Raw genomic sequence first — 24,406 nt, 5'->3', positions numbered from 1 at the left:
ATTACCTGGGTTGAAGGCCGGTTTCGGCCAGCTCGGTAGCCGGGCTGTCGTCAAGCCGGCGGACCATCTGGATGTAGGCCACGCCAAGCCCCGCGATTGACCAGTACACCACCGGGATGAAGGTGATGCTGCTGACGGTGAAGATGATCACCAGAATGCCGATGAGTGTTGCCAGCAGCACTCGCCCCAGCTGTCGTCGTTCGTCATCCTTGTCGGGGAAAGTGAGCATGGCCCTGCGGATACCCCTCAACACCACGGCAAAGAACGCAACGAACAGGCCAAGCCCGATCAGCCCCACCCGCAGCGCCAGGTTGATGTAGGTGTTTACGATGTCGATGATGCCTTCGCCCTGGATCATCGACTGCATTTCCGGGGTGTTGCGGAAGTCGAACGAGCCGAACAGCGGGTTGCGCTGGATGACGATCCAGGAGTTGTCCATCAGCCGCTCGCGGTAGGTGATGTTCTCTTTTTCGATGTTGCCGATGTACGGCAAAAGGTCCAGCACCTTGTCACCGCCCGGTACGACGGTCAGCAAGGGCAGTGCCAGCATGCCAGCCGCGCCCAGCAGCGCCAGGCGCCTGACCGCGCCTTTGCCCATGGCAATGAACACCACCACGATGACCACGACGCCGATCCACGGCCCACGTGACAACGGCGCGAACAGCCCGGCGGCCAGCAGCAGGGCGCCCATGGCCCGGTGTAGCGGGCGTTGCACATACCCCTGGACGAACAGGAACAGACCGATGGCCACGCTCATCACATAACCCAGGGCAATCGCCTGGCCGGTGGTGACGCTGGCCCGCAGCGCGCCGCCGCGGCTGAGGTAGCCGGACATGCTCCACGGCACCCCCATTGCATCGATCAGGGCGCTGTACAGCAACCAGTGGCGCACATATTCGGCCACGGCGATCAACGCCATGACGAAGGCGGTGAGCACGAAGGCCAGCAAGGTGTCCTTGAAGTCGCTGATCTGGCGCAGGCCACGGCTGGCCACGTAGTACGGCAGGAATACGTCGACATACAGGTACAGCGCCTGGCGCAGGGTGTCGGTGAGGGTGGTTTCGCGCAGATACAGGACGCTCATCAGCAGCAGCCCGGCCGCCAGCAGCCTGTCGGCCCAGGTACGGCCGAAGCGCAACGTGTCCGCTTGCCGGCGCAACTGCAGCGCGGCCGGCAGCAGCACGCACAGGGTGAGCAGGCGGATATGGTTGAGGTCGACCAGGTAATTGACCACGCCAAACCCGGGCACCTGCACCGATGCCGGCGGAATCAGGAACAGCAGCATGTAGAACAGCGCCATGGGGTTGTGCTCGCGGCGCCCTGCAAGCAACAGGATGACCGCGCCTGCACCCAGGTACAGCCAGAAGCTGTGCGAGGCAAAGGCCAGCACCGTCAGCAGGAACCAGAGATTGCGCCGGCGCTTGTAGTCGCTGAGCGGAATAAGGTCGGTGGCAGGCCGCCGCGCCATCAGGAAGACCACGCTCGCCAAAAACAGGATGACGATCAACGCACGAAAATGTTCAGGCATCGGCTATGTACACCTTTCCCTTGGTGGGCAACGGCTAGCATCGTGGCTAATTGAAACTATAGTGACTTTTAGCCAATCAGTCAGAGATTGAAGTCATGCCGTCGATTGATGTGTCAGCCGCTGCGAGCCTGCGCAACCGGGCCCTGAGGGCCGGATCGTGGAACCTGGTCTCGCAGGTGGCTTCTCAGGTGATGCGCCTGGGCGGCAATCTGATCATGGCCCGCTTGCTGCTGCCGGAAATGTTCGGGGTGATGGTCATCGCCACCACCGTTTCGGTACTCCTGCATCTGCTTTCCGATGTTGGCCTGCGCCAGAACATCATCCAGAGTCACCGGGGTGACGACCCGGATTTTCTCAACACCGCCTGGACCGTGCAGATCATCCGCGGCTTCCTGTTGTTTGCCCTGACCCTGTTACTGGCCGTGGGCGCCTGGTTGGCCCAGCTGGCAGAACTGTGGCCGGCGGACTCTACCTATGCTGCCCCGGTGCTGCCGATGGTGCTGGCGGTAACCGGCCTGTCGGCAGCCATCTGGGGGTTCCAGTCCACCAAGATAGATGTGGCTGTACGAACTTTCCAACAAAAGCGCGTGGTGCTGGTCGACCTGGCCTCGCAGGTGGCCGGCCTGGTGGTGATGCTGGTGCTGGGCTTGCTGACCCATTCGATCTGGGCCCTGGTGATCTCCGGCCTGGTTTCGGCGGTAGCCTGGACCGTGCTGGGGCATACCGCCCTGGAGGGGCCGAACAACCACCTGCGCTGGGACCGTACGGCGCTGACCGAGTTGATCGTGTTTGGCCGCTGGATCCTGTTGTCATCGATGGTTGGCGTGCTGGCCATGTACGGTGACCGCATCTGGTTTGGCGCCAGCATGTCGGCGGCGCAACTGGGGGTGTATTCGATTGCCGTGCTGATTCTGGGCGCGGTGCAGACCGCGTTGATGAAAATTGTCGGTGCCGTGGCGCTTCCTGCCTTCAGTGAAGCAGCCAGGGCCGACGACAAGGAGCGCCTGACAGCGCTGTATCACCGCTTCCGCCTGCTGGTCGACCTGCTGGTGCTGTTCATCTGCGGTGGCTTCCTGACCGCCAGCCCGCTGCTGATCGGCTGGATGTACGACGATCGCTACCGCGAAGCTGGCCCTATGCTGGCAATTCTTTCGCTGTCGTTCATCGTAATGCGCTATACATTGGCTCATCAGGTGTGGATTGCCTTGGGCCTGACCAAGTATCAGGCCATGGACAACATCATCCGCCTGGTCTCGCTATGGGGGCTGCTGCCGGTATTGCTGGCGATTGGTGGTGTGGAGTGGGCCATCTGGGGGGTTGCCCTGCATGCCGTGCCAACCCTGGTGCTGGTTGTGTATGTGAACTGCAAACTGGGCATGTTCAGCCTGAAACGTGAGCTGGTAGTGCTGCCGATGCTGCTGGTCGGGGCGCTGTGCGGGGCGCTGCTGACGGCCTTTTTCGACTGGCTGTAAAGCGGCGTGCTGGGTGTAACATTCATGGGTACAGGTCACGGGATCATGGGGAAGCTCACTTTTTGTACAACGCAGTTGGGCCGTAGAGGCTTTCTCCAGAGTTGTGTCTTGCTCGGTGTGGGTGGGGCGGTGTTCGGCGCCTCGGCGTCCGTGGCTGGCAAACCTGTCGAACCGCCTGGGTTCGTGATGATCAACGGTTGGGTATTGCCGTCCCGTTACTTGCGGAACGAGCCAGCATGATCAAGGACTTTCAGCAGCACAAGACGCTGCGCGACAACTACGATTTCTGCATTATCGGTGCCGGCCCGGCGGGTATTACTCTGGGCTTGCGCCTGGCCGCCGCCGGCTGGAACGTATTGCTCGCCGAAGGCGGGGGGCGCGAGTATGCGCCGCACTCGCAAGGCTTGTACGCCTGCGCATCCACGGGCCTGGAGCTGTATGCCGAGGAGACCCGCCTGCGTTACCTGGGGGGCACTTCCAACCATTGGGCCGGCCGTTGCCGGCCATTCACCTCGTCGGACTTTACCGTCGCCCCGCCAGGTGACTTGCCGGGATGGCCGATTCCTTATTCGGAGATCGAAGGCTACCTGCCGGCAGCCATGGACATCGTCGACCTGCCAGCCGGCTCGGATTTTCGTGCGATGAATACCGGCCTGGATGGTGGTGACTTCGAGGCAGACCGCTTTCTGCTCAGCACGCCGACACGCTTTGCGCAAAAGTACGCCACGGCACTAGAGCAGACCAAAGGCCTGGATGTATTCATCAACTGCAACTGCGTAGACCTGGAGTTCGACAAAGGCTCCGGCCATCTGGCTGCGGTGGTTTTATCCGACTACGACCGCAATCGTCAGCGCCTGGTGGCAAGGCACTTCATTCTGGCTACGGGTGCCATCGAGAATGCCCGGCAGTTGCTTAACAGCCAGACGCTGGTGGCGGCTGGCGTGGTGAACAAGGAAGGGCTGGTGGGCGGGTGTTTCATGGAGCACCTGAACATCGACCTGGGCACGTTCATCCTCAAGTCCGGGCAGGACCCGGAGCCGCGGCAGTACTACACCACCGATGCATTCGTCGAGGAGTACAAGGCCGGTAAAGGCAATGTCACCGCAGCGCTGTTGGCCGATGTGCAGACCTACGGCCGCACCGCCGAGGTCAAGCATTTTCTGGAGAACCTGGCCTGCGACATGGGGGTTGCCAGCAAGGTCGCCTTCGTCGCCAAGTTCAGCTGCCCCGGCGACGGCGTTATCAGCACCATGATCGAGCAGTTCCCCAACCTGCACAGCCGTATTTCGCTGCTGAACGAGCAGGACGCACTGGGGGTGGCCAAGGTCAATGTCAACTGGGCGCTGAGTGCTGATGACCGACACACCATCAAGTGCATTGGCAGCGAACTGGCCAAGCAGTTCGCCGACATGGACCTGGGCTTCGTCAAGCTCAACGATTTCGTCTACGACACCTCGATACCGCTGAAGATGGCGCCGCATGCCCACCACATGGGTACCACGCGCATGGCAGCTTCGCCGCAGTTCGGTGTTGTGGATGCCAATTGCAAGGTGTTCGGTACCGAGAACCTGTATGTCGCCGGCAGCAGTATCTTCGCCAAGGGCGGCGCCTCCAACCCGACCATGCCGTTGTTGCAGTTTGCCGTACGGCTGGCCGACCACCTCGATACCAGGATGAGAGCGGCTAGCGGCGCCGCTGCATGATGCAGGTTGTACATGGGTTGAGCGCTGCGGTCAGCACCTAGAAGAACGAGACCGGAACGCCTCAGGACACTCCAGATTGTTCAGATCGCGAGGCCAGGCAGTATGAAGGGATGGATACGCAAGGCAGTGGCGCACTACGCCCATGCAACCGGGCGAGGGGGCAAGTTCTACAGGAGGTTCTGCAACCCTTCTGGTCTTGAATGGGGTGCCTACCTCGCCCGATGGGGGAACTTTCACTCTGTCGGCAGCAACTTCTTCGTCAATACAGGCTGCAAGTTTCTCGACCCTTCGCTGGTACGTATCGGTAACAGCGTTGGCTTGTCCGACTGCACGCTGATCGGGCATGACGGGGTGGTATTGCTGATCGAACATCGCTTTGGCAAGCACCTGGATTCGGTCGGTTTCATCGATATCAAGGACAACTGCTTCATCGGCCATGGTGCGATCATCATGCCCCGCGTGACCATCGGCCCGGAATCGATCGTGGCCGCAGGCGCGGTGGTGACCAAGGACGTGCCGCCAGGCACCGTGTTTGGCGGCAACCCGGCGCAGTTCATCTGCACCACCGAACAGTTGATCAAACGGGTCGAGGCGCGTTGCGAGAGTTATCCGTGGATTGAGCTGGTAAAACAGCGCAACGGCGCTTACGACCCGGAAGTTGAACCGCTGTTGATGGCGCAAAGGCGCCAGTACTTCTTCGGGGACGGCAACAATGGCTAGCAAACCTGTGGATGTCATGGTGGTCAACTTCAATACCGCCGGGCTGCTGCAGCCGATGTTCGATGCGCTGCGCCGGGCCGACAGCGAGCGGCTGGCCAGTTACCTGGTAGTAGACAACGCATCGCGCGATGACTCGGTGCAGCGCATGGCCCAGGTGTGCCCCGAGGCATTGCTGCTGAGCAACAAGCAGAATGTGGGTTTTGGCCGGGCCAACAACCAGTTGCTGGCGCACCTGAAGGGCAAGTACGCCTTGCTGCTCAACACCGATGCCTTCGTGGCCGCCGACTCCCTGCAAAAAACCCTCGACTACATGGATGCTCACCCGGAGTGCGGCGTGCTGGGCGTACGCCTGGAGGGCCGCGACGGCGATCTGCAGCCCAGTTGCCGCTACTTTCCGACACCGCTCAACGTGTTTGTCGGGCGTACCGGGTTGGGGCGGTTCTTCCCGGGCCTGAAGATGGTCGATGAAATGACCTGGGACCATGCCTCGGTGCGCGAGTGTGACTGGTTACCGGGTTGCTTCTATCTGGTGCGCCGCGAAGTGCTGGACAAGGTGGGCCTGTTCGACCCGCGTTACTTCCTTTATTACGAAGAGGTGGACCACTGCAAGCGGGTGAAGGAGGCGGGCTGGAAAGTGGTGTTCTACCCGCATACCACGGTGGTGCATATCGGGGGCGAAAGCTCCAAGTCGGTGGCAGAGCTGGAGGCGGCCAGCCGGCAGATCTCGTCCTACCAGATCGAAAGCGAGCTGTTGTATTTCCGCAAGCATCACGGGGTGGCGGGCCTTGCCCTGCACATGGCGCTGGTCACCCTGGGTGACCTGGTGCTGGCACTCAAGGCGCTGTTGAAGCGACGCGGCTGGGGCGCGATTCAGGCCTGCTGGCGTCATTGCCGGGCGACCTGGTCACTGTTGTTCAAGACCCGGTACGCCAGCCAACCGACAAGGTAGGTAAAGCCATGTTCGAGAATATTCGTGCCGACCTGCGGGCCCATGGCGGAGATTGGGGCGCGCAGGGCTTCTGGGTACTGCTGGTGTACCGCTTTGGCCGCTGGCGCTACACCGTGCGCCCGGCACTGCTGCGCAAACTCTTGTCGCTGGTCTACAAGGTGCTGTTCAAGTTCGTGCAGATCATCACCGGTATCGAACTGCCGTGCGAAGTGGTGATCGGCCGCAACTTCGTCATCGACCATTTTGGTGGCATCGTCGTCAGTGGCTATGCCCGGTTTGGCGATGACTGCCGCATCCGCAACGGTGTGGTGGTGGGCTTGAAGAACGTCGATGAGCCGATTGCCCCGGTGTTTGGCAACAACGTCGATATTGGTACTGGGGCCAAGGTGCTGGGCAGCATCCGCATTGGCAACAACGTGATCATCGGCGCCAATGCCGTGGTGCTGGTGGATGTGCCGGACAATTGCCTGGCAGTAGGGGTGCCGGCCACCATCAAGGCCAGGCAGTCAGCCGCCACGGCTGCCGCCGAGTGATGCCCATGGCGGCAGTAACCGGTGTGGTGGTCATTGGCCGCAACGAGGGCCCGCGCCTGGAGCGCTGCCTGCGTTCGCTGGTACACGGTGCGGGCAAGGTCATGTATGTCGACTCGGGCTCCACCGACGGCTCGCTGCAACTGGCCCGCAGCCTCGGGGTGGAGGTGTTGGCGCTGGACATGGCCATCCCGTTTACCGCCGCGCGCGCGCGTAACGAAGGCTTCAGCGCCTTGCAGCGGCTACTGCCTTCAATGCAGCTGGTGCAGTTTGTCGATGGCGATTGCGAGGTGGATGCCCACTGGCTGGCCACGGCGCAGGTGTTTCTCGACCAGCACCCCGAGGTGGCGGTGGTGTGTGGTCGCCGTCGCGAACGCTTCCCGGAGCGGTCGGTGTACAACCTGCTCTGCGACCTGGAATGGGACACCCCCATCGGTGAAGCCAAGGCGTGCGGTGGCGATGCGCTGATGCGGGCAGACGCTTTTGCCGCCGTCGGTGGCTTTCGCGCCGAGCTGATTGCCGGTGAGGAGCCTGAGCTGTGCGTGCGCTTGCGAGCCAAGGGCTGGAAGGTCTGGCGCCTGGCCGCCGAGATGACCCTGCACGACGCCGCCATGACCCGTTTCAGCCAGTGGTGGCGGCGCAGCCTGCGTGCCGGCCATGCCTATGCCGAAGGCGCCTACCTGCATGGCCAGCCGCCCGAGCAGCACTGGCTGCGCGAGTCGCGTCGTGCCTGGTTGTGGGGGCTGGGCATACCCTTGGTGATCGTGCTGGCCTGCCTGCTGCTGGGCGGCTGGGCCTCGCTGTTGCTGTTGATCTACCCCTTGCAGGCCGTGCGCCTGGCGCGCCGCGGTGGCAAGTCGACGCGCGAAAACTGGCTGCAGGCGGTGTTCCTGGTGTTGGGCAAGTTCCCGGAGATGCTCGGCCAGCTGAAGTTCATGCGCCACCGCTTCGCGGCCGGCAAATCGGCTTTGATCGAGTACAAGTGAGAGATAACCATGATGCTCGGCACCCTCGTGAAAAGCGTGTTTACCTTGCAACCGGGCTACTCGTTGCGGGCGTTGAACAACAAGTACAAGTTGATGCTGCAGATTGCCAGGCAATGGCCTGAGTTGAATGGTTTCATGCAGCGCATCACGGCGGCACTCGGCGAGCAAGGCGTGCGGCGGCTGGGTGTGGACTGCATCGGTGTGGTGCAGTGGCCTTACCTCAGCAAATGCTGGGAAGCCCCGCAGCGCCTGGCCGTGGTCGCCTCGCACTTTGAAGTACTGGCTCGTCAGTTTCCGGCGCTGTTGCTGCTGGGGCGGGACGAAAGCCTGACGCTGTGCGATCTGGCCAGCCATTCGCCGGGTTGCCGCCTGGTGCTGGACCGGCCGATCTGGTTCAAACGCGAAGGCGAGTTGGTGCTGAACCTGTTCCAGGGCGACCTGCGCGTGGCTTCACTGGCGTTTACCCTGTGCCGCAGCCAGGGTGAGCTGTGCCTGTTCATCGGGGCCGTGCAGGGCATCCACAAAGGCATCGACAGCGAAACCTCATTGGCTATCTACCGCGACCTGACCAAGGACTTCGAAGGCCTGCGTCCGCGCAGCCTGGTGCTCGAAGCGCTGAAGTGCCTGGCCCGGACGCTGGGTGTCACGCACCTGTATGCGGTCAGCGATGACTGCCGGCACCATCGGCATCCGTATTTTGGCAGCGACAAGGGCCAGGACCTTGCCGCCAACTATGACGTCATCTGGCACGAACACGGTGCCAGTGCATCGAATTTTACGGATTTCTTCAGCCTTCCGCTTGCCCAGGCGCAGCGGGCAGAGGCCGACATTCCAGCGAAAAAACGGGCGATGTACCGCCGCCGCCAAGCGATGCTCGACGATGTTTTCACGCGCTTGCAGGCAGCATTGCCAAGCAGCGGTCACAACCTTGGACTACAAGGAAAACAGGGGGATGCATTTGTTGCGAGTGCATCGGCAGTGGACAGACCGCCCATAGTCGACAGCCTGAAGTGAAGGTTGCCAGGGGAGGTGGGTCATCAAGCGGGTTTGGATCTGGATTCGTATGCGCATCGCTTACTTCATCAATCAGTACCCGAAGGTCAGCCACAGTTTCATCCGCCGCGAAATACTGGCGCTGGAGCGCCAAGGCGTAGAGGTACAACGCATTGCCCTGCGGGGGTGGGACGCCGAGTTGCAGGACGCCGAGGACACGAGCGAACGGGCCAGGACCCGGTATGTGTTGCAAGGCGGCATCAAGGGGTTGCTGACGCCAACGTTGCAGGTGCTGGGTGCGCAACCGCGGCGCTTTTTCCAGGCCTTGCGGGTGGCCATGCGCCTTGGCCTGCGCGCCGACCGCGCGTGGCCCTACCACCTGGTCTACCTGGCCGAGGCCTGCCAGGTGCTGCAATGGCTGCAGGCCGGCGAGGCCAGACACGTACATGCCCATTTTGGCACCAACTCTACCGAGGTGGTGATGCTGGCCAACCTGCTGGGCGGGCCGACCTACAGCTTTACCGTGCATGGGCCTGAAGAATTCGACAAGCCGCAGTTCTTGCACATGGGAGAGAAGGTGCGGCGTGCTGCCTTCGTCGCAGCGGTAAGTTCCTACGGGCGGAGTCAGCTGTTTCGCTGGGTGGCGCACGAGCACTGGCCCAAGGTGAAAGTGGTGCATTGCGGCCTTGAGCGAGGTTTCCATGAGGTGGGGTCGGTCAACGTGCCGGCGGTGCCAAGGCTGGTGTGCGTCGGCCGGCTTTGTGAGCAGAAAGGCCAGTTGTTGTTGCTCGAGGCGGCGCGTCAGCTTGCGGCACAGTCGATCCCCTTCGAACTGGTGCTGGCAGGTGATGGTGAGATGCGCGAGCAGATCAAGGCGCTGATTACCCGCCACGGCTTGCAGCAGCACGTACGCATCACCGGCTGGATAAGCAGCGCACAGGTGCGCGAGGAAATCCTTGCCGCGCGCGCGCTGGTATTGCCCAGCTTCGCCGAGGGCCTGCCGGTGGTGATCATGGAGGCCATGGCCTTGCGCCGGCCGGTACTGACCACCTATGTGGCCGGTATCCCGGAGCTGGTACGCCCGGGCGAGAACGGCTGGCTGTTCCCCGCTGGCGCCGTGGACGAACTGGCCCAGGCCATGGCCGAATGCCTTGCGCAACCCGCCGAAGTGCTGCAGCGCATGGGCGAGGCGGCTTACCAGCGCGTGCTGCAACGGCATGATATCGACACCGAGGCGGCCAAGCTGGCCGGCTACTTCAAGGCATCCGCATGATGAGTGTATTGAGTTGGTTACTGGGCCTGCTGGCGGTCATCGCCCTTGTGCCTGTGTCTGTGTTTTTCTTGCAGATGCTGCTGGCTTGCCTGCCGCCGCGCACGCGGCCCTTGGGCGTCAGCGTGCGCCCGCGGGTGGCAGTGCTGGTACCGGCCCATGATGAGGCTGCGATCATTCGTGCAACGCTGGCGAGCGTAACCCCGCAGTTGCTGCCCGGCGACCGCTTGCTGGTGGTGGCCGACAACTGCACTGACGACACGGCGCGGCTGGCCCGCGAGGCCGGCGCCGAGGTGGTGGAGCGCTTTGATGCGGTGCTGCGTGGCAAAGGCTATGCCCTGGACTTCGGCGTACGTCACCTGGCCCTGCAGCCGCCCGAGGTGGTGATTGTGGTGGATGCCGACTGCCAGGTAGCCGAGGGGGCGATTGACTGCCTGGCGCGTCGTTATCACCAGGCCCAACGCCCGGTGCAGGCGCTGTACCTGATGCGCGCGCCCGCCGGTAGCGGGCTGAAGGTACAGGTGGCCGAGTTTGCCTGGCGAGTCAAGAACCTGGTGCGGCCGCGTGGCTGGGCCCGGCTGGGGCTACCGTGCCAATTGATGGGGGCAGGCATGGCATTCGGTTGGCACGACCTGGCCCTTATCAACTTGGCCAATGGGCACTTGGTGGAGGATGTAAAGCTGGGCCTGGACCTGTGCCAGCAGGGCAAACCGCCGGTGTTTTGCCCCGAGGCATTGGTCACCAGTCAGTTTCCTGCCAGCCAGCAAGGCATGAACAGCCAGCGCACCCGCTGGGAGCATGGCCACCTGGGCTTGATGCTGGCCGATGCGCCCAAGCGTGCGCTGTCCGCCATCCGCCAGCGTAACGGCAACCTGCTGGCCATGACCCTGGACCTGTTGGTGCCACCCCTGGCGTTGCTGGTGCTGGCCTTGCTTGGGCTCAACCTCGTGACCTGGCTGGTGTACCTGCTGTCAGGCCATGCTGCGCCGGCGTGGATCGCACTTGTGGCGCTGGCCATGCTCGGCCTTGCCGTGGTGCTGGCGTGGGCGCGCTTCTGCCGAGAGCTGATCCCGTTTTCCGTGCTGTTGTATGCGCCTTTTTACGCCGCAAGGAAGATCCCCCTGTATTTGGGGTTCCTGATCAAGCGCCAGGTCGAATGGGTGCGCTCCAAACGGGATGATGACTGATGGCTCAGTGGCAATGGCAGAAGCGCTGGAAGCGCATTATCGACACGCTTGAGGTGGTGTCTGACAGCTCCGCGGCGCAGCGCCTGCTCGACAGGCTTGCCGCCCCGGAGTCTGCAACGGTGCTGGGGTTCGTCAATGCCCATGCAATGAACCTGGTGGTGCACGACGGTGAGTATTGTCAGGCGTTGTCGGCGGCCGATGTGCTGCTGCGCGACGGCTCTGGCATGGCGATCCTTTATCGCCGGTTGGGGCTGGAGCCTGGGCTCAACATGAACGGCACCGACTTCATACCCAGCCTCATGGAGGCATACCGCGGGCGGCGGGTTGCGTTCTGGGGCACGCAACAACCGTACCTGAATCAGGCGGTGCAGCGCAGCGAAGCCTTGTTTGGCGTGGTGCCGGTATCGGTCCACGATGGCTTTGCCAGCATCGACACCTACCTGCAGTTGGCCAAGGAACAGCAACCGGAACTGATCGTGCTGGGGATGGGCATGCCCAAGCAGGAAGCGGTGGCGGCCAGGTTGGCAGCCGTTGGCGGGCCGTGCCTGATCGTGTGCGGCGGGGCGATTCTGGATTTCCTCGGTGGCAAGGTCAGCCGGGCCCCGCAGTGGTTACGGCATGTGGGTGGCGAGTGGGCCTACCGCCTGTTGCGTGAGCCGAAACGTTTGTTCATGCGTTATGTGGTAGGCAATCCATTGTTCTTGCTGCGCACCCTGCTGTGCCGCAAGGCAGCCGATTCGGCCAGGGGCACCGTATGAATCGGCCAAAATCCGCGCTGATGGCGGGTGGCTGCTACAGTGAAAGCAGTGGCTTGGGGGCTGCACGATCCTGCTTCACTGGCGTTGAATAAGCTGTATTCAAGACTTGATGTTTGATGGACGGCACTTGCTACGCTCAAATAGATGAGGTCTGAAATGGTTTTCGAACCCAGAAGCAGTCGTTCCTTACTCCAGAGAAGAAGCAGCGTAAGTAACGCCATTCAGGCGGGGCTCGATGGTATTGCAGTAACCGGTATTGCCTGGTATCTCATCTATGACCAGTTTGGTTACATTACCTCCGATTATGTAATCATGTTGCTGTTGCTGATCGGCGCACTGGCCGTCATCTACGATCATTATGCAATCTACCGCACTAACGTCGGTCTTTCGATTAAGGCCTTCCGCCTGTTCAAGGCGTGGTCTGCAACATTCTGTTTTCTTGTGGTCATGGCCTTTCTCACCAAACAGAGTGAAACCTACTCACGGTTGTTGGTCGTGCAGTTGTTCATCATTGGTTACATTGCCCAGTTGTTCTTGCACTTTGCGGTTCGTGAACTGCAAAAAAGGTTTACCGCCCATGCGCGGCTGGACAATGCCCTGATTATCGGCAACGGCGACCTGGCCAATTTCCTTTATCAGAAAATCAGCAACAACCCCTGGTTTGGCGAACGGGTTCTGGGGTGTGTGCTGACCGACAAGGCTGGCGAGCAGGCGTACGAAGGTGCCGAGGGCAAGCAGCGCCTGCCCGTGCTCGGCCACATTGCAGATCTGGATGAAATCGTTGCCCAGTATGGCATTCGCACCGTGTACCTGGTGACACCGCTGGGGGGCTCCGAGGTTATCAACGACGTGTACTTCAAGTTGCTCGACAAGTGCATTGCCGTGAACTGGGTGCCGGATATCTTCTCGTTGCGCCTGATCAATCACAGCGTGCGGGAAATTGCCGGTATTCCGGTGCTGACTTTGTCTGAAACACCGCTGACGGGCATGAGTTTGTTTCTGAAGAATATCGAAGACCGGGTGCTGGCGGCATTGATACTGCTGTGTGCGTCGCCTGTGTTGATTGGCGTTGCACTGGCTATCAAATTCACCAGCCGCGGGCCCGTGTTCTTCCGCCAGGAACGTACGGGCTGGACCGGCGAGTCATTCCGTATCTGGAAGTTCAGAAGCATGCATGTTCATCAGCCGGACAATGGCGTGGTCAAACAGGCGCAGAAGAATGACCCGCGATTGACCAAAATTGGTGCCTTCATCCGCCGCACCAGCCTCGATGAACTGCCGCAGTTATTCAATGTGCTGACCGGGGAGATGTCGCTGGTTGGGCCACGGCCACATGCGTTGCAACATGACACATTATATTCCCAGGACATCGTCGATTACTTTGCCCGCCACAACATCAAGCCGGGCATGACTGGCCTGGCGCAAGTGCGCGGCTTCAGGGGGGAGACCAAGGACATCGAGCAGATGATCCAGCGGGTGGATTCGGACATCGAGTACATCAACAACTGGTCGCTGTGGCTGGACTTCGTGATTCTGGTGCGCACCCTCAATGCGTTTACCGGGAAGCAGGCATACTAATCATCGAAGGCGCGCAAGACCCCTGTAGGAGCGGCCTTGCCGGGGCGCCGGACCGGTCGGATGGGGCGCGAAAGCGGCCCTGGCAATTGCTGCGTGGACGCAAGAATCTGGGGCCGCTTCTCGTCCCATCGCGACACAAGGCCGCTCCTACACCTTGTTCAGTGGATGCAATTCCCTGAACCCCCGTGCTTCCTCCACCAGCCAGTCATGCACCGCCCGCGCGCCCGGCTGGTTCAACCCGCCTGGGGGGTAATGCACCACGTAGCGTTTGTGGTTGGCGATCGGCACGCCAAACGGCACGATCAGCGCGCCGCGCTCCAGTTCGTCATTCAGCAGTGTCCGCCGGGCGATCGCTACACCAATACCGGCAATTGCCGCCTCGATGGTCAGGTGGTTGCGGTTGAAGGTATGGCCACGCCGCACATTCAGGCCGGCGGCGCCAATCCCCTCCAGGTAGAACTCCCACTCCGCATACTCCGAACTGCCACGCCAGGCAGTGATGTCATGCAGCAGCGGGTAGTGCACCAGGTCTGCCGGCCCATGCAGTGGCGGGCGCCCGCGCAGCAGGGTGGGTGAGCACACCGGGAAGATCTGTTCGTCCAGCAGGGGTGTCGAGAGCATGCCAGGGTAGCTGCCATCGTTCAGGTCGATAGCCAGGTCGAAGTCGCCTGGGGTCAATGCCTGGGCGCTGTCTTCGGCCACCAGGCGCAGTTCGATGTCCGGGTAACGCTGCTGAAAGCGCGGCAGGCGTGGGGTTAGCCATTTGGCCAGGAACGACGGGATCGAGCGCACGCGCAAGGTGCCACGTATCTCACCGGCGTCCAGGCGCAGCAGTTCAGCCTCGATACTGCCGTAGGCCTCGGCCACCGTCTGCGCCAGGCGTTGCCCTTCGGCACTCAGCTCCACGCCACGCGCCCGGCGCAGAAACAGCCGGTAACCCAGGCGCTCCTCCAGCTGGCGCATTTGCTGGCTAACCGCGCCGGGGGTGATGTGCAGCTCTTCGGCGCAGCGGGTAAAGGACAGGTGTCGGGCTGCACAGGCGAATACATGCAGCCAGACAAACACCTGGCCATTGAGTTGTCGTCGCATTGTTTAGTACCACTAAAGGCTTGCTTAGAAAGTTTCGTTGGTCATCCATGAGCCAGCGCGTCAGTATCGCGCAAAATCGCACTACCGCTCAATTTCATCAGATAACCGTGCTGTGGATTCATATCAGGGCACGGTCAGGCATTAGCATGGCTATCAGTGTTTTCGACCTTTTCAAAATCGGCATCGGCCCGTCCAGTTCCCACACCGTCGGCCCCATGCGGGCAGCGGCGACGTTTGCCCAGGCCCTGCGTGAGCAGGGCCTGCTGGCGCAGGTAACGCGCGTCGAAGTGCGGTTGTATGGCTCGCTGTCGGCCACCGGGGTTGGCCACGCTACCGATCACGCCTGCCTGCTGGGGCTGATGGGCCAGTGGCCAGACCGCATCGACCCGGCCACCATTGACTCGCGCGTTGGCCAGGTGTTGCAGGAGCATTGCCTGATGCTGGATGGCAGCCACCCTCTGGCTTTCGAGTATGGCCGTGACATGTTGCTGCTCGATGAGAGCCTGCCTTACCACCCCAATGCCATGAGCCTGGAAGCAATGGACGGGGAGAGCAGCCTGCTGTTGCAGACCTATTATTCGGTTGGCGGCGGCTTTATCGTCGAGCAAGCCGAAATTGATGCCCCCGCAGCCAAAGCCAATGACGTTGTGCTGCCTTATGAGTTCGACAGTGCTGCCCAGTTGCTGGCCTTGTGCAAAGCACACAGCTTGAGCGTGGCGCAGCTGATGATGGCCAACGAACAAGCCTGGCGCCCGGAAGCGGAAATACGTGAAGGCCTGCTGCGCATCTGGGCGGCGATGCGCGAGTGCGTTGACAATGGGCTGCGCAACGAAGGCATCCTGCCTGGCGGGCTGAACGTCAAGCGCCGCGCTGCACGGCTGCACCGTAGCCTGCAGGAACTGGGCAAGCCCAATGTGATTGGTTCGACGCTCAGCGCCATGGAATGGGTCAACCTGTTCGCCCTGGCGGTGAATGAAGAGAATGCCGCCGGCGGGCGCATGGTCACTGCGCCCACCAACGGCGCGGCCGGTATCATCCCGGCGGTGTTGCACTATTACATGAAGTTCAACCCGGTCGCCTGCGATGCCGATGTGGTGGACTTCCTGCTGGCCGCAGCGGCCGTCGGTATCCTGTGCAAGAAGAACGCGTCTATTTCGGGTGCTGAGGTCGGTTGTCAAGGCGAGGTGGGCTCGGCGTGTTCCATGGCTGCTGCTGGCCTTGCACAGGTGTTGAGTGCCACACCGCCGCAGTTGGAGAACGCGGCCGAAATTGCCCTGGAACACAACCTGGGGCTGACGTGCGACCCGGTTGGCGGCCTGGTGCAGGTGCCGTGTATCGAGCGCAATGCGATTGCTGCGGTCAAGGCGATCAACGCTGTGCAGATGGCGTTGCGTGGCGATGGCGAGCACTTCATTTCGCTCGACCGGGTGATCCGCACCATGCGTGATACCGGGGCAGACATGCATGCCAACTACAAAGAGACCTCGCGCGGCGGCTTGGCAGTTGCTTTTGTCGAGTGCTAAAAAACCGCATCGGGCAATGCGGTCTTTTGTGGGAGCGGCCCCTTAGCGGGCTTTCTGCTTGGCTTCAATGAAGCTCGCCCGCATGTCCTTGGCCCAGCCATCGAGCACCGGCTTGACGTCATTCAAGGTCAGCTTCTGGGTATCGTTCTCCAGCTCCTGACCCGCGCCTTTGCGTACCACCTGGGCCAGCACTTTCTGGCTGGCACCGTCCAGAAACGCCGCCTCCACGCCGACATCCACGTCCTGGTCACGGCCGCCCGTGGCGGTGTTCACGCCTGCGGCGATCAGCGCGATGGGGATCACCTCATAGGGTCTGAGGCCCTCGTTGCTGGTAGACACTGCCGTGATCGCCGGCCGCACCACGATCACGCCCGGTCCAGGCCCGTTGGCCAGCGGCATGACACCACCGATTTCACGCCGCAGCGCTTCGTTGAAGTAGCGGGTGATTTCCCCCAGTGTCTGCGCGGAGATGACCGGGGTGGGCTGCGGTTTGGGGTAGAACTGGCTAGGCTCGATGAACACCTGGCTGTACTGGTTGATGTTGACCTTGGGGTCGATCCAGCGCATCACCGGGGCACCGGACGGGCTCTTGGCCTCTTGCAACCGGCTGTAATCCTTGAGGAAGCCGGAATAATCCTTGGGGTCCACGCGATTGCTGGAGCAGGCGCCCACGGCAAGCAGTGCGGCGCACAACAGGGTAATGCGAGGCAGTGATTTCATGATGAAGGCGTATCCATGAGAGGTCGGCCTGAACAACGCTAGCAGCTGCGCCGCAGTTGGCCAGTGGGCGAGTTCAATCCCCTCTGGAAATGGCAAAAAGTGGCGGCGCCCGATCTCCCGGGCGCCGCGTGGTTTGCGGTGAACTCAACCCAGCGCTTCGCGCAACCGGTACCACAGCATGCCCATTGCCAGTAGCGGCGAACGCAGGGCCTTGCCGCCAGGGAACGTCAGGTGGGGCACGGCGCTGAAAACGTCCAGGCCTTGGCTGTGGCCCAGGGCGATGCTTTCGGCCAGCAGTTTCGCCGTCCAGTGCGTCACGTTCAGCCCGTGCCCGGAATAGCCCTGGGCGTAGTAAACGTTTGGGTGCTGGCTCAGGCGCCCGACCTGGGGGAAGCGGTTGGCGGTGATGCCGATCATGCCGCCCCACTGGTAGTCGATGCGCACGTTGGCCAGCTGCGGGAATACCTTCAGCACCTTGGGCCGCATGTAGGCGGCGATGTCCTTGGGGTCGCGGCCGGAGTAGTGGCAGGCACCGCCGAACAGCAGGCGGCGGTCTGCGGTGAGGCGGTAATAGTCCAGGCCGACCTTCTGGTCGCACAGCGCCATGTTCTGCGGGATCAGGGTAGCAGCCAGTGCTTCGGGCAAGGATTCGGTGGCGACTACGTAACTGCCGGCCGGTAGCACCTTGCCGCTCAGACGCGGTTCCAGCTCATCGAGGTGGGCATTGCAGCCCAGCACCAGGCTGTCTGCCCGCACCTTGCCACGGGCCGTGTGCAGGGTAACGCGGGGGCCGTGCTCGATTCGCAGTACGGGGCTTTGTTCGAAGATGCGCACGCCCAGGCTATGCGCGGCACGAGCTTCGCCCTGGACCAGGTCCAGTGGGTGCAGGTGGCCCGAGCCCATGTCAACCAGGCCGCCGGCGTACTGGTCGCTGGCGACGATTTCATGCAACTGCCCAGGGCCTACAAGGCGGGTTTCAGGGCGATAGCCAAGCGTTGCCAGGTCATCCTGCTCGTCCTTGAACGCGGCGTACTGCTCGGTTGTGTTGGCCAGTTCGCAGAAACCCCAGCGCAGGTCGCAGGCAATGCCGTACTGGGCAATGCGGCTGGCCACCAGCGCCACCGAATCGATGCCGGCCTGCTTCAGGTAGCGCACGCCGTCCTGACCGACATGCCGGGTAAAGCCGCTGACGTCATGGCCAATACCGCGAATCAGCTGGCCGCCATTGCGCCCGCTGGCGCCCCAGCCGATGCGGCGGCCTTCCAGCAGCACCACCGACAAGCCGCGTTCAGCCAGTTCCAGGGCGGTGTTGACGCCGGTCAGCCCGCCGCCGACCACGCACACATCGGCCGTCAGTTCGCTGTCCAGGCTGGGGTAGGGCGCCGCGTTGCGTGCCGTGGCAGCGTAGTACGAGGCAGTGTGTTGGGAATCGAATGACATGGGCGTTCTCGGCTCAGCGGTTGGACTTGATCTTGCTCCAGGAGCGGGTCATGACGCGCATGATCTTCGGGCTCGGGGTGCTGGAGATGTACAGCTTGTCCAGCACGTCCTGGGGTGGGTAGATCTCGGGGTTGTGCACCAGCGATGCATCCATATAGGCCTTGGCGTCCGGGTTGGCGTTGGCATAGCCGACCGTGGCACTGACTTTGGCGATCACTTTCGGGTCGAGCAGGTAATTGATGAAGGCCAGGGCCTGGTCGGGGTTGCTGGCGTCCTTGGGGATGGCCAGCAGGTCGAACCACAGGTTGCTGCCTTCCTTGGGAATGCTGTAGGCGACTTTTACGCCGTTCTTTGCTTCAACAGCGCGGTTGGCGGCCTGGAACACGTCACCGGAATAGCCGAAGGCCACGCAGACGTCGCCATTGGCCAGGTCGGACACGTATTTGGATGAATGGAAGTACGTGATGTAGGGGCGCAATTCGAGCAGGCGTGCTTCAGCCTTGGCGTAGTCCGCCGGCTTTTCGCTGCGCGGGTCCATGCCCAGGTAGTTGAGTATTGCCGGGAACAATTCGTCGGGCGAGTCCATGAAGGCCACGCCGCACTGCTTGAGCTTTTTCAGGTTTTCGGGCTCGAACAGCACCGCCCACGAGTCGATATGGTCGACGCCCAGTGCCGCCTTGACCTTGTCGACGTTGTAGCCGATGCCGTTGGTACCCCACAGGTAGGGCACCGCGTACTGGTTGCCGGGGTCGTTCTGTTCAAGCTGCTTGAGCAGCTTGGGGTCCAGGTGTTGCCAGTTCGGCAGCTTGCTGCGGTCCAGCGGCAGGAAGGCGCCGGCCTGGGCCTGGCGGGCGAGGAAGTGGTTGGACGGGACCACCACGTCATAGCCGGTGCGCCCGGCCAGCAGCTTGCCTTCCAGGGTTTCGTTGGAGTCGAACACGTCATAGACCACCTTGATCCCGCTGCTGGCCTGGAAGTCGGCCAGGGTGGTGTCACCGATGTAGTCGGTCCAGTTGTACACACTGACCGAGGGGGTGGCCTGGGTGGTGGTGGCGAACAGCAGGGTGAACGCAGCGGGGATCAGGGCTTGCAGATGACGCATGGGGACACCTCGTTGGTTTTGTTCTTCGAGTTCGGTGTACTGGGGCGCAAGGCGCCCCGGGGTGGGTCAGACGCTCATCATCAGGAACTCACGCTCCCAGGAGCTGATGACCCGTTTGTAGTTCTCGTGCTCAGCACGCTTGACCGCCACATAGCCCTGGACGAATTGCTTGCCCAAGTACTGCTGCACGGTCTCGCAGTCTTCCATGTGCTGCAGGGCGTCTTCGATGGTGATCGGCAGGCGCAGGTTGCGCCGCTCGTAGGCACGGCCTTGTACGGGTGCACTGGGGTCAAGCTGCTCGACCATGCCCAGGTAGCCGCACAGCAGGCTGGCAGCGATGGCCAGGTAGGGGTTGGCGTCAGCGCCCGGCAGGCGGTTTTCCACCCGCATTGCCTCTGGGCTGGAGGTGGGCACGCGCAGCCCGGCGGTGCGGTTTTCTTCACCCCACTCGACGTTCACCGGTGCCGAGGTATCTGGCAGGAAGCGGCGGAACGAGTTGACGTTGGGCGCGAACATCGGCAGCAGCTTGGGGATGTACTTCTGCAAACCGCCGATGTGGTGCAGGAACAGCTGGCTCATGCTGCCGTCTTCATTGGCGAAGATTGGCTTGCCGGTGGCGATGTCGACCACGCTCTGGTGCAAGTGCATGGCACTGCCCGGCTCGTCGGTGATCGGCTTGGCCATGAAGGTGGCGGCCACGTTGTGCTTGAGCGCAGCTTCGCGCATGGTGCGCTTGAAAACGGTGATCTGGTCGGCCAGGTCCAGCGCGTCGCCGTGGCGGAAGTTGATCTCCATCTGCGCCGGGCCGTCTTCGTGGATCAGCGTGTCCAGGTCCAGGCCCTGGATCTCGCACCAGTCGTAGACATCCTCGAACAGCGGGTCGAATTCGTTGGCGGCATCGATCGAGAACGACTGGCGGCCGCTTTCGGCACGGCCAGAACGCCCCAGCGGCACCTGCAATGGCAAGTCCGGGTCTTCACAGCGCTTGGTGAGGTAGAACTCCATCTCGGGCGCGACGATCGGCTGCCAGCCCTTGTCGGCGTAGAGCTTGAGCACTTTCTTCAGCACGTTGCGCGGCGACAGCTCGATGGGGTTGCCTTGCTTGTCAAAGGTGTCGTGGATCACGATCGCCGTTGGCTCGATCGCCCACGGGATCTGGTACACAGCGGAGGGGTCGGGGCGGCAGACCATGTCGATGTCGGCGGCATCGAGCAGGTTGTAGTAGATGTCATCGTCAACGTAGTCGCCGGTGACCGTCTGCAGCAGCACGCTTTCGGGCAGGCGCATGCCACGCTCGTGGAGGAACTTGGCGGTGGGCGCGATCTTGCCGCGGGCAATGCCGGTCAGGTCGCTGATCACGCATTCGACTTCGGTGATGCGGTGTTCTTTCAGCCAGGTGTACAGCTGATCGAAGGGGGCGTTCATACAGACCTCTTGGTTGGGTTTTAGTGTGGGAGCAACGTGGCTTGCAAGGTGTTGCACTTCCCAGGTGACGCACTGGAGACTATCTTGGTCGCAGCCCCCGGGGCCGATCTATCCATTTTCTTCGGCAAGCAATGCACCAAAAGAGTGCAACTAGGATCTCGCGTGACAACGCCCAATGCGCTGCAAGTCCAGGCCTTCCATACCACCGACGTCTCCGAGCAAGTGCGCGCTACCCCCGGCTGGCAGCAGCAGTACCGGCAGATGTCGCCGGGGCATTTCAGCGGTGAGCTGCGCTGGTTGGGGATGGATGGCGTGGAGGTGTACGAGGAGCGGTTGAACACCCGCGTAGAGCAGTTTTTCCGTGCGCCGAGCGGTTCACTGGCGTTCTGCTTCGACCGCAGCGAAAACAGCCTGTACCTGCTGAACGAGCAAAGCCGCAACATCTGGATCACCCCGGAGAACTACCAGGAAGTGGCAGTGGTGTTCGACCAGGCCTTCCTGGCCCGCCATGGGCTGGACCCGCAACGCCTCGAAGGGTTGTTCATGGTGCCGCTGGGCAGTGGGCAGAACGCATTGTTTGGCAGTTGGCTGAGTGCCACGCTGACACGCCTGGGGCAGGCCGATTGCCCATTGCAGGGGCAGGCCCTGGCGGAGCAACTGCTGGAGGATTGCCTGTTCATCCTCGATAACGCCAGCCAGCGCCTGCAGGGCGTAGCCTTGGGGCGGCGCGACGAAGAACGGGCGATCATGCGCCGTGTCAGCGAGTGGGCGGCTGACTGCCCAGAGGAGACGTTGAACCTGATGGAGCTGGCAGATGTTGCCGGGGTTTCGCTGCGCCAGTTGCAGCAGGCGTTCAAGGCATTTACCGGCATGCCGCCAGCGCAATGGCTGCGCTTGCGCCGACTGAACGGCGCCCGGCGCGATTTGTTACGCGATCGCAGGGCGACCGTGGCCGAGGTCGCGATGCGCTGGTCCTTCTGGCATTTGGGAAGGTTTTCAGAGACTTACCGTCAGTTATTCAAGGAGTTTCCGAGCGAGACCTTGAAGCGGAGCAGGGGCTAAGGTAGCGAAATAGCTGCTGGCCTCTTCGCGGGCTTGCCGGCTCCCACAGGGACCTCAGGCGATCCTGTGGGAGCCGGCACGCCCGCGAAGAGGCCGGCCCAGCCAGCACTGAACTCAGCATCTCACGCCGAAAGTTGCTATCGTGCCGCCCTGATCCAACCCGAGGTGCCGATGTTCTACCTGCCTTTGCCCAGCGACCAGGCCGACCGCCTCGCCAGCGAACCCAACACCGACTTTTTCACCACTGCCAGCGTCCTCGAAGCCGCCGCAGTGTTGTTCGTGCAAAACCTGCCGCGCCAGCCCGCCACCGCCTCGGCCGACGCCCAAGAGCGCCGTTTCGCCGAAATCGTGCGCATCGCCAACGAAGTCGAAAGCGCAGCACCCGGGCGCTTCCAAAGCCAGGTAACGCAACACTTTGATCGCGAAGCCTTTGCCATGGGCCTGGGCATGTTGGGCGAAAACGGCATCGCCCTGCTGTCTGCCGAAGTGAAGTACACCGTCGACGAACTGCTGGATACCGAAGGCCAGTGGAATTTCCAGTTCGCCGACACCTACCGCCAACGGGCCACACCGCTGCATCCGGTGTACCTACCGTCGCTGGCCAGCGACCTGATGCTCAGCGACCAGCAGAATCGCCTGCTGCGCGAGTTTCTCAGTGGTATCGACGAGTCAGTGGCGGTGCAGGGATTTGCTGGCACTGGCAAGACCTTCCTGATTCACCAGTTCGCCCGCCTGCTGGAGCCACAGCGCACGTTGCTTCTGGCTTTGACCGAAGGCCAGTTGCGCGCCTTGCAGGCGCGGGTAAAGGACGCTGCCGCCTACACCGCGCTGACCTTCGGTCAGTTGGCTGACGAGCTGCTCAACCGCGACCTCACCAGCAACGGCTGGCGTCTGCGCGACCCGTATCGCACCAAACTGTCATGGCGCCCGCAGAACGAGCAGGTTGTACGCTGGCTGGCCATCCCTGACATCGGCCCGCTCGCTGCGCGCGATGTGGTTGCCTTGTGCATCCGCGCCGTGCGCACCTTCTGCCACAGTGCCGACACCCAGCTTCAGCTGCACCATTTGCCCTGGGCCGGGCCGGGTACTTCGCCGCTGGATCAGGAAGTACTGCTGGAAAAGGCCCGCCTGTATTGGCAAGAGCTGATTCGCCCGTCCGCACGGGAAGTCCAGTTGCCGGTACGCGACTACCACCGGGTCAAGCTGCTGTCGTTGACCGGTCATGTGATCGATAGCCGCTACACCCACGTGATCGTCGACGAGGCCCACGAGCTGTCGGCACCGATGCTTGACGTGCTGGATCGCAGCCCGCAGTCGATCATTGCCCTGGGCGACGAATTGCAGAACCTCAACGGCCTCAGCCCGCACCATGGCAGCTTTATCCGTCAGCGCTGCATCGACCATTCGCTGCGTGCCGGGCCGGCGTTGGACAATGTGCTCAACCCGCTGATCCAGGCGCACCCGGCGTCGATCCAGGCGGCCTTCAGTGGCAGCGCCGAGCATTACACCCGGGTCAGTTTCTTCGATACGGTGACGGTGCCGGAACAGCCTACAGCGCTGATCGTCGATGACGAATGGGGGCTGTTTGGCTGGTTCCAGCGCCTGACGCACCAAAGTGTGCCGTTCGTATTGCTGAAAAGCGCGCGCAAGGACTTCGAACTGTTCGTCGAGGACTGCATGGAGCTGTACCGCTTTGGCACTCGACCGCGTCACCCGATGTTGTTCCGATATGCCAGCTGGCAGGCCCTGGAGCAGGACAAGGGGGATGACAAGGCATTCATTGCCGTGGCCAACATGCTGCGCAAAGGCTATACGCCGGAGCATTTTGCCAAGGCCAAGAGCCGTTACCGCTGGGACAAGGCGCCCAAGTTGTTCCTGGGGCGGGTACGGGATGTGAAAAACATGGAATTCGCCCGGGTGATGGTGTCGCCGGAGCTGATGGTGCCGCCGCAGGTGGCGGGTAACCGCAATGAGCGGGCGCGGATGCTGGCGGGGCTGTATACCGCCTGTTCGCGGGCGCGGCATGAACTGATCGTGCCGGGTGGGATGCTGGACTGGGTCAAGGACCAGGTTCGGGACTGAGGCATCTGGGGCCGCTCTGCGGCCAATCCGGCAAAATTGCCATGGGGGATACCCGCACCGGTGAGCAGATCATCCTCGATTACCTGATTTCAAGCCATGCAAAGTACCTGTAGGAGCAGCCTTGTGCTGCGAAGAGGCCATAACTGGCGAAGATGATTTTTTGCCTTGCCGGCCTCTTCGCAGCACAAGGCTGCTCCTACAAGGAAATGGCAAGCCTGACCGATTGAGCCTTTGCCGGAAAAATTGCCATGGGGATATCCGCAGCGGTGGGCAGATCATCCTCGATTAC

At 62.1% G+C, this 24,406-nt stretch carries 20 protein-coding genes; 14 read left to right on the top strand and 6 right to left on the bottom strand.

Features of this window, described 5'->3' with window-relative positions:
• Position 1: 1 nt before the first annotated feature.
• On the bottom strand, positions 2 to 1,528 hold the full coding sequence (locus ABI582_RS05960; RefSeq protein ID WP_442118639.1) for an O-antigen ligase family protein: 1,527 nt from the start codon (positions 1,526 to 1,528) through the stop codon (positions 2 to 4).
• Between the two features lie 95 nt (positions 1,529 to 1,623).
• Between ABI582_RS05960 and ABI582_RS05955 the strand changes: the two genes are divergently transcribed.
• From ABI582_RS05955 to ABI582_RS05905, 11 genes are all read left to right on the top strand, one after another.
• A complete protein-coding gene (locus ABI582_RS05955) occupies positions 1,624 to 3,000 on the top strand; it encodes an oligosaccharide flippase family protein (RefSeq protein ID WP_442118638.1) in 1,377 nt (458 codons plus the stop codon).
• Between the two features lie 236 nt (positions 3,001 to 3,236).
• Complete coding sequence (locus ABI582_RS05950; RefSeq protein ID WP_442118637.1) at positions 3,237 to 4,703, top strand: GMC oxidoreductase; 1,467 nt, start codon at positions 3,237 to 3,239, stop codon at positions 4,701 to 4,703.
• A gap of 102 nt (positions 4,704 to 4,805) precedes the next feature.
• Complete coding sequence (locus tag ABI582_RS05945; RefSeq protein ID WP_016487256.1) at positions 4,806 to 5,423, top strand: acyltransferase; 618 nt, start codon at positions 4,806 to 4,808, stop codon at positions 5,421 to 5,423.
• On the top strand, positions 5,416 to 6,372 hold the full coding sequence (locus tag ABI582_RS05940; protein ID WP_232896160.1) for a glycosyltransferase family 2 protein: 957 nt from the start codon (positions 5,416 to 5,418) through the stop codon (positions 6,370 to 6,372). The genes ABI582_RS05945 and ABI582_RS05940 overlap by 8 nt, the downstream gene beginning before the upstream one ends.
• 8 nt (positions 6,373 to 6,380) lie before the next feature.
• Positions 6,381 to 6,905, top strand: a complete 525-nt coding sequence (locus ABI582_RS05935) for a serine O-acetyltransferase (protein ID WP_442118636.1) — start codon at positions 6,381 to 6,383, stop codon at positions 6,903 to 6,905.
• A 5-nt stretch (positions 6,906 to 6,910) separates the two neighbouring features.
• On the top strand, positions 6,911 to 7,888 hold the full coding sequence (locus ABI582_RS05930; protein WP_442118635.1) for a glycosyltransferase: 978 nt from the start codon (positions 6,911 to 6,913) through the stop codon (positions 7,886 to 7,888).
• A gap of 9 nt (positions 7,889 to 7,897) precedes the next feature.
• Positions 7,898 to 8,902: a VirK/YbjX family protein gene (locus tag ABI582_RS05925; protein WP_442118634.1), complete on the top strand. Its 1,005-nt coding sequence runs from the start codon at positions 7,898 to 7,900 to the stop codon at positions 8,900 to 8,902.
• Positions 8,903 to 8,951: 49 nt separating this feature from the next.
• Complete coding sequence (locus ABI582_RS05920) at positions 8,952 to 10,154, top strand: glycosyltransferase (protein WP_442118633.1); 1,203 nt, start codon at positions 8,952 to 8,954, stop codon at positions 10,152 to 10,154.
• Positions 10,151 to 11,338 (top strand): glycosyltransferase family 2 protein, encoded by a 1,188-nt coding sequence (locus ABI582_RS05915; RefSeq protein WP_442118632.1) that lies wholly within the window; start codon positions 10,151 to 10,153, stop codon positions 11,336 to 11,338. The genes ABI582_RS05920 and ABI582_RS05915 overlap by 4 nt, the downstream gene beginning before the upstream one ends.
• The gene (locus tag ABI582_RS05910; protein ID WP_442118631.1) at positions 11,338 to 12,096 is read left to right on the top strand and encodes a WecB/TagA/CpsF family glycosyltransferase; all 759 of its coding nucleotides are present in this window, start codon (positions 11,338 to 11,340) and stop codon (positions 12,094 to 12,096) included. The genes ABI582_RS05915 and ABI582_RS05910 overlap by 1 nt, the downstream gene beginning before the upstream one ends.
• 156 nt (positions 12,097 to 12,252) lie before the next feature.
• On the top strand, positions 12,253 to 13,674 hold the full coding sequence (locus ABI582_RS05905; protein WP_258651461.1) for an undecaprenyl-phosphate glucose phosphotransferase: 1,422 nt from the start codon (positions 12,253 to 12,255) through the stop codon (positions 13,672 to 13,674).
• Between the two features lie 147 nt (positions 13,675 to 13,821).
• On the opposite strand, the gene ABI582_RS05900 is transcribed toward ABI582_RS05905, so the two are convergent.
• Positions 13,822 to 14,763, bottom strand: a complete 942-nt coding sequence (locus tag ABI582_RS05900; protein WP_442118630.1) for a LysR substrate-binding domain-containing protein — start codon at positions 14,761 to 14,763, stop codon at positions 13,822 to 13,824.
• 146 nt (positions 14,764 to 14,909) lie between these two features.
• Between ABI582_RS05900 and ABI582_RS05895 the strand changes: the two genes are divergently transcribed.
• Entirely contained in the window at positions 14,910 to 16,286 is a 1,377-nt protein-coding gene (locus tag ABI582_RS05895) for an L-serine ammonia-lyase (RefSeq protein ID WP_442118629.1), read from the top strand.
• A gap of 42 nt (positions 16,287 to 16,328) precedes the next feature.
• Here the strand turns inward: ABI582_RS05895 and ABI582_RS05890 are convergent, their stop codons facing one another.
• From ABI582_RS05890 to ABI582_RS05875, 4 genes are all read right to left on the bottom strand, one after another.
• Complete coding sequence (locus ABI582_RS05890; RefSeq protein WP_063424175.1) at positions 16,329 to 17,006, bottom strand: DUF3313 domain-containing protein; 678 nt, start codon at positions 17,004 to 17,006, stop codon at positions 16,329 to 16,331.
• A gap of 144 nt (positions 17,007 to 17,150) precedes the next feature.
• Positions 17,151 to 18,446, bottom strand: a complete 1,296-nt coding sequence (locus ABI582_RS05885) for an NAD(P)/FAD-dependent oxidoreductase (RefSeq protein ID WP_442118628.1) — start codon at positions 18,444 to 18,446, stop codon at positions 17,151 to 17,153.
• 13 nt (positions 18,447 to 18,459) lie between these two features.
• Positions 18,460 to 19,548: a polyamine ABC transporter substrate-binding protein gene (locus tag ABI582_RS05880; protein WP_016499592.1), complete on the bottom strand. Its 1,089-nt coding sequence runs from the start codon at positions 19,546 to 19,548 to the stop codon at positions 18,460 to 18,462.
• 66 nt (positions 19,549 to 19,614) lie between these two features.
• Positions 19,615 to 20,973, bottom strand: a complete 1,359-nt coding sequence (locus tag ABI582_RS05875) for a glutamine synthetase family protein (RefSeq protein ID WP_016499593.1) — start codon at positions 20,971 to 20,973, stop codon at positions 19,615 to 19,617.
• A gap of 162 nt (positions 20,974 to 21,135) precedes the next feature.
• Between ABI582_RS05875 and ABI582_RS05870 the strand changes: the two genes are divergently transcribed.
• Entirely contained in the window at positions 21,136 to 22,035 is a 900-nt protein-coding gene (locus ABI582_RS05870) for a helix-turn-helix domain-containing protein (RefSeq protein WP_442118627.1), read from the top strand.
• Positions 22,036 to 22,206: 171 nt separating this feature from the next.
• The gene (locus tag ABI582_RS05865) at positions 22,207 to 24,117 is read left to right on the top strand and encodes an AAA family ATPase (RefSeq protein WP_442118626.1); all 1,911 of its coding nucleotides are present in this window, start codon (positions 22,207 to 22,209) and stop codon (positions 24,115 to 24,117) included.
• Positions 24,118 to 24,406 lie beyond the last annotated feature (289 nt).

The organism is Pseudomonas sp. SAS7, assembly GCF_052112345.1.
GTDB classification, from domain to species: Bacteria; Pseudomonadota; Gammaproteobacteria; order Pseudomonadales; family Pseudomonadaceae; genus Aquipseudomonas; species Aquipseudomonas putida_Q.
The sequence above is the reverse complement of the archived record's forward strand: the minus strand, read 5'-3'. Positions and strand labels throughout refer to the sequence as shown.

What these genes read in the sequence shown, in the direction of transcription:
- ABI582_RS05960 (WP_442118639.1), bottom strand. Translation starts at nt 1,528, where the DNA reads ATGCCTGAACATTTTCGTGCGTTGATCGTCATCCTGTTTTTGGCGAGC.
- ABI582_RS05955 (WP_442118638.1), top strand. Translation starts at nt 1,624, where the DNA reads ATGCCGTCGATTGATGTGTCAGCCGCTGCGAGCCTGCGCAACCGGGCC.
- ABI582_RS05950 (WP_442118637.1), top strand. Translation starts at nt 3,237, where the DNA reads ATGATCAAGGACTTTCAGCAGCACAAGACGCTGCGCGACAACTACGAT.
- ABI582_RS05945 (WP_016487256.1), top strand. Translation starts at nt 4,806, where the DNA reads ATGAAGGGATGGATACGCAAGGCAGTGGCGCACTACGCCCATGCAACC.
- ABI582_RS05940 (WP_232896160.1), top strand. Translation starts at nt 5,416, where the DNA reads ATGGCTAGCAAACCTGTGGATGTCATGGTGGTCAACTTCAATACCGCC.
- ABI582_RS05935 (WP_442118636.1), top strand. Translation starts at nt 6,381, where the DNA reads ATGTTCGAGAATATTCGTGCCGACCTGCGGGCCCATGGCGGAGATTGG.
- ABI582_RS05930 (WP_442118635.1), top strand. Translation starts at nt 6,911, where the DNA reads ATGGCGGCAGTAACCGGTGTGGTGGTCATTGGCCGCAACGAGGGCCCG.
- ABI582_RS05925 (WP_442118634.1), top strand. Translation starts at nt 7,898, where the DNA reads ATGATGCTCGGCACCCTCGTGAAAAGCGTGTTTACCTTGCAACCGGGC.
- ABI582_RS05920 (WP_442118633.1), top strand. Translation starts at nt 8,952, where the DNA reads ATGCGCATCGCTTACTTCATCAATCAGTACCCGAAGGTCAGCCACAGT.
- ABI582_RS05915 (WP_442118632.1), top strand. Translation starts at nt 10,151, where the DNA reads ATGATGAGTGTATTGAGTTGGTTACTGGGCCTGCTGGCGGTCATCGCC.
- ABI582_RS05910 (WP_442118631.1), top strand. Translation starts at nt 11,338, where the DNA reads ATGGCTCAGTGGCAATGGCAGAAGCGCTGGAAGCGCATTATCGACACG.
- ABI582_RS05905 (WP_258651461.1), top strand. Translation starts at nt 12,253, where the DNA reads ATGGTTTTCGAACCCAGAAGCAGTCGTTCCTTACTCCAGAGAAGAAGC.
- ABI582_RS05900 (WP_442118630.1), bottom strand. Translation starts at nt 14,763, where the DNA reads ATGCGACGACAACTCAATGGCCAGGTGTTTGTCTGGCTGCATGTATTC.
- ABI582_RS05895 (WP_442118629.1), top strand. Translation starts at nt 14,910, where the DNA reads ATGGCTATCAGTGTTTTCGACCTTTTCAAAATCGGCATCGGCCCGTCC.
- ABI582_RS05890 (WP_063424175.1), bottom strand. Translation starts at nt 17,006, where the DNA reads ATGAAATCACTGCCTCGCATTACCCTGTTGTGCGCCGCACTGCTTGCC.
- ABI582_RS05885 (WP_442118628.1), bottom strand. Translation starts at nt 18,446, where the DNA reads ATGTCATTCGATTCCCAACACACTGCCTCGTACTACGCTGCCACGGCA.
- ABI582_RS05880 (WP_016499592.1), bottom strand. Translation starts at nt 19,548, where the DNA reads ATGCGTCATCTGCAAGCCCTGATCCCCGCTGCGTTCACCCTGCTGTTC.
- ABI582_RS05875 (WP_016499593.1), bottom strand. Translation starts at nt 20,973, where the DNA reads ATGAACGCCCCCTTCGATCAGCTGTACACCTGGCTGAAAGAACACCGC.
- ABI582_RS05865 (WP_442118626.1), top strand. Translation starts at nt 22,207, where the DNA reads ATGTTCTACCTGCCTTTGCCCAGCGACCAGGCCGACCGCCTCGCCAGC.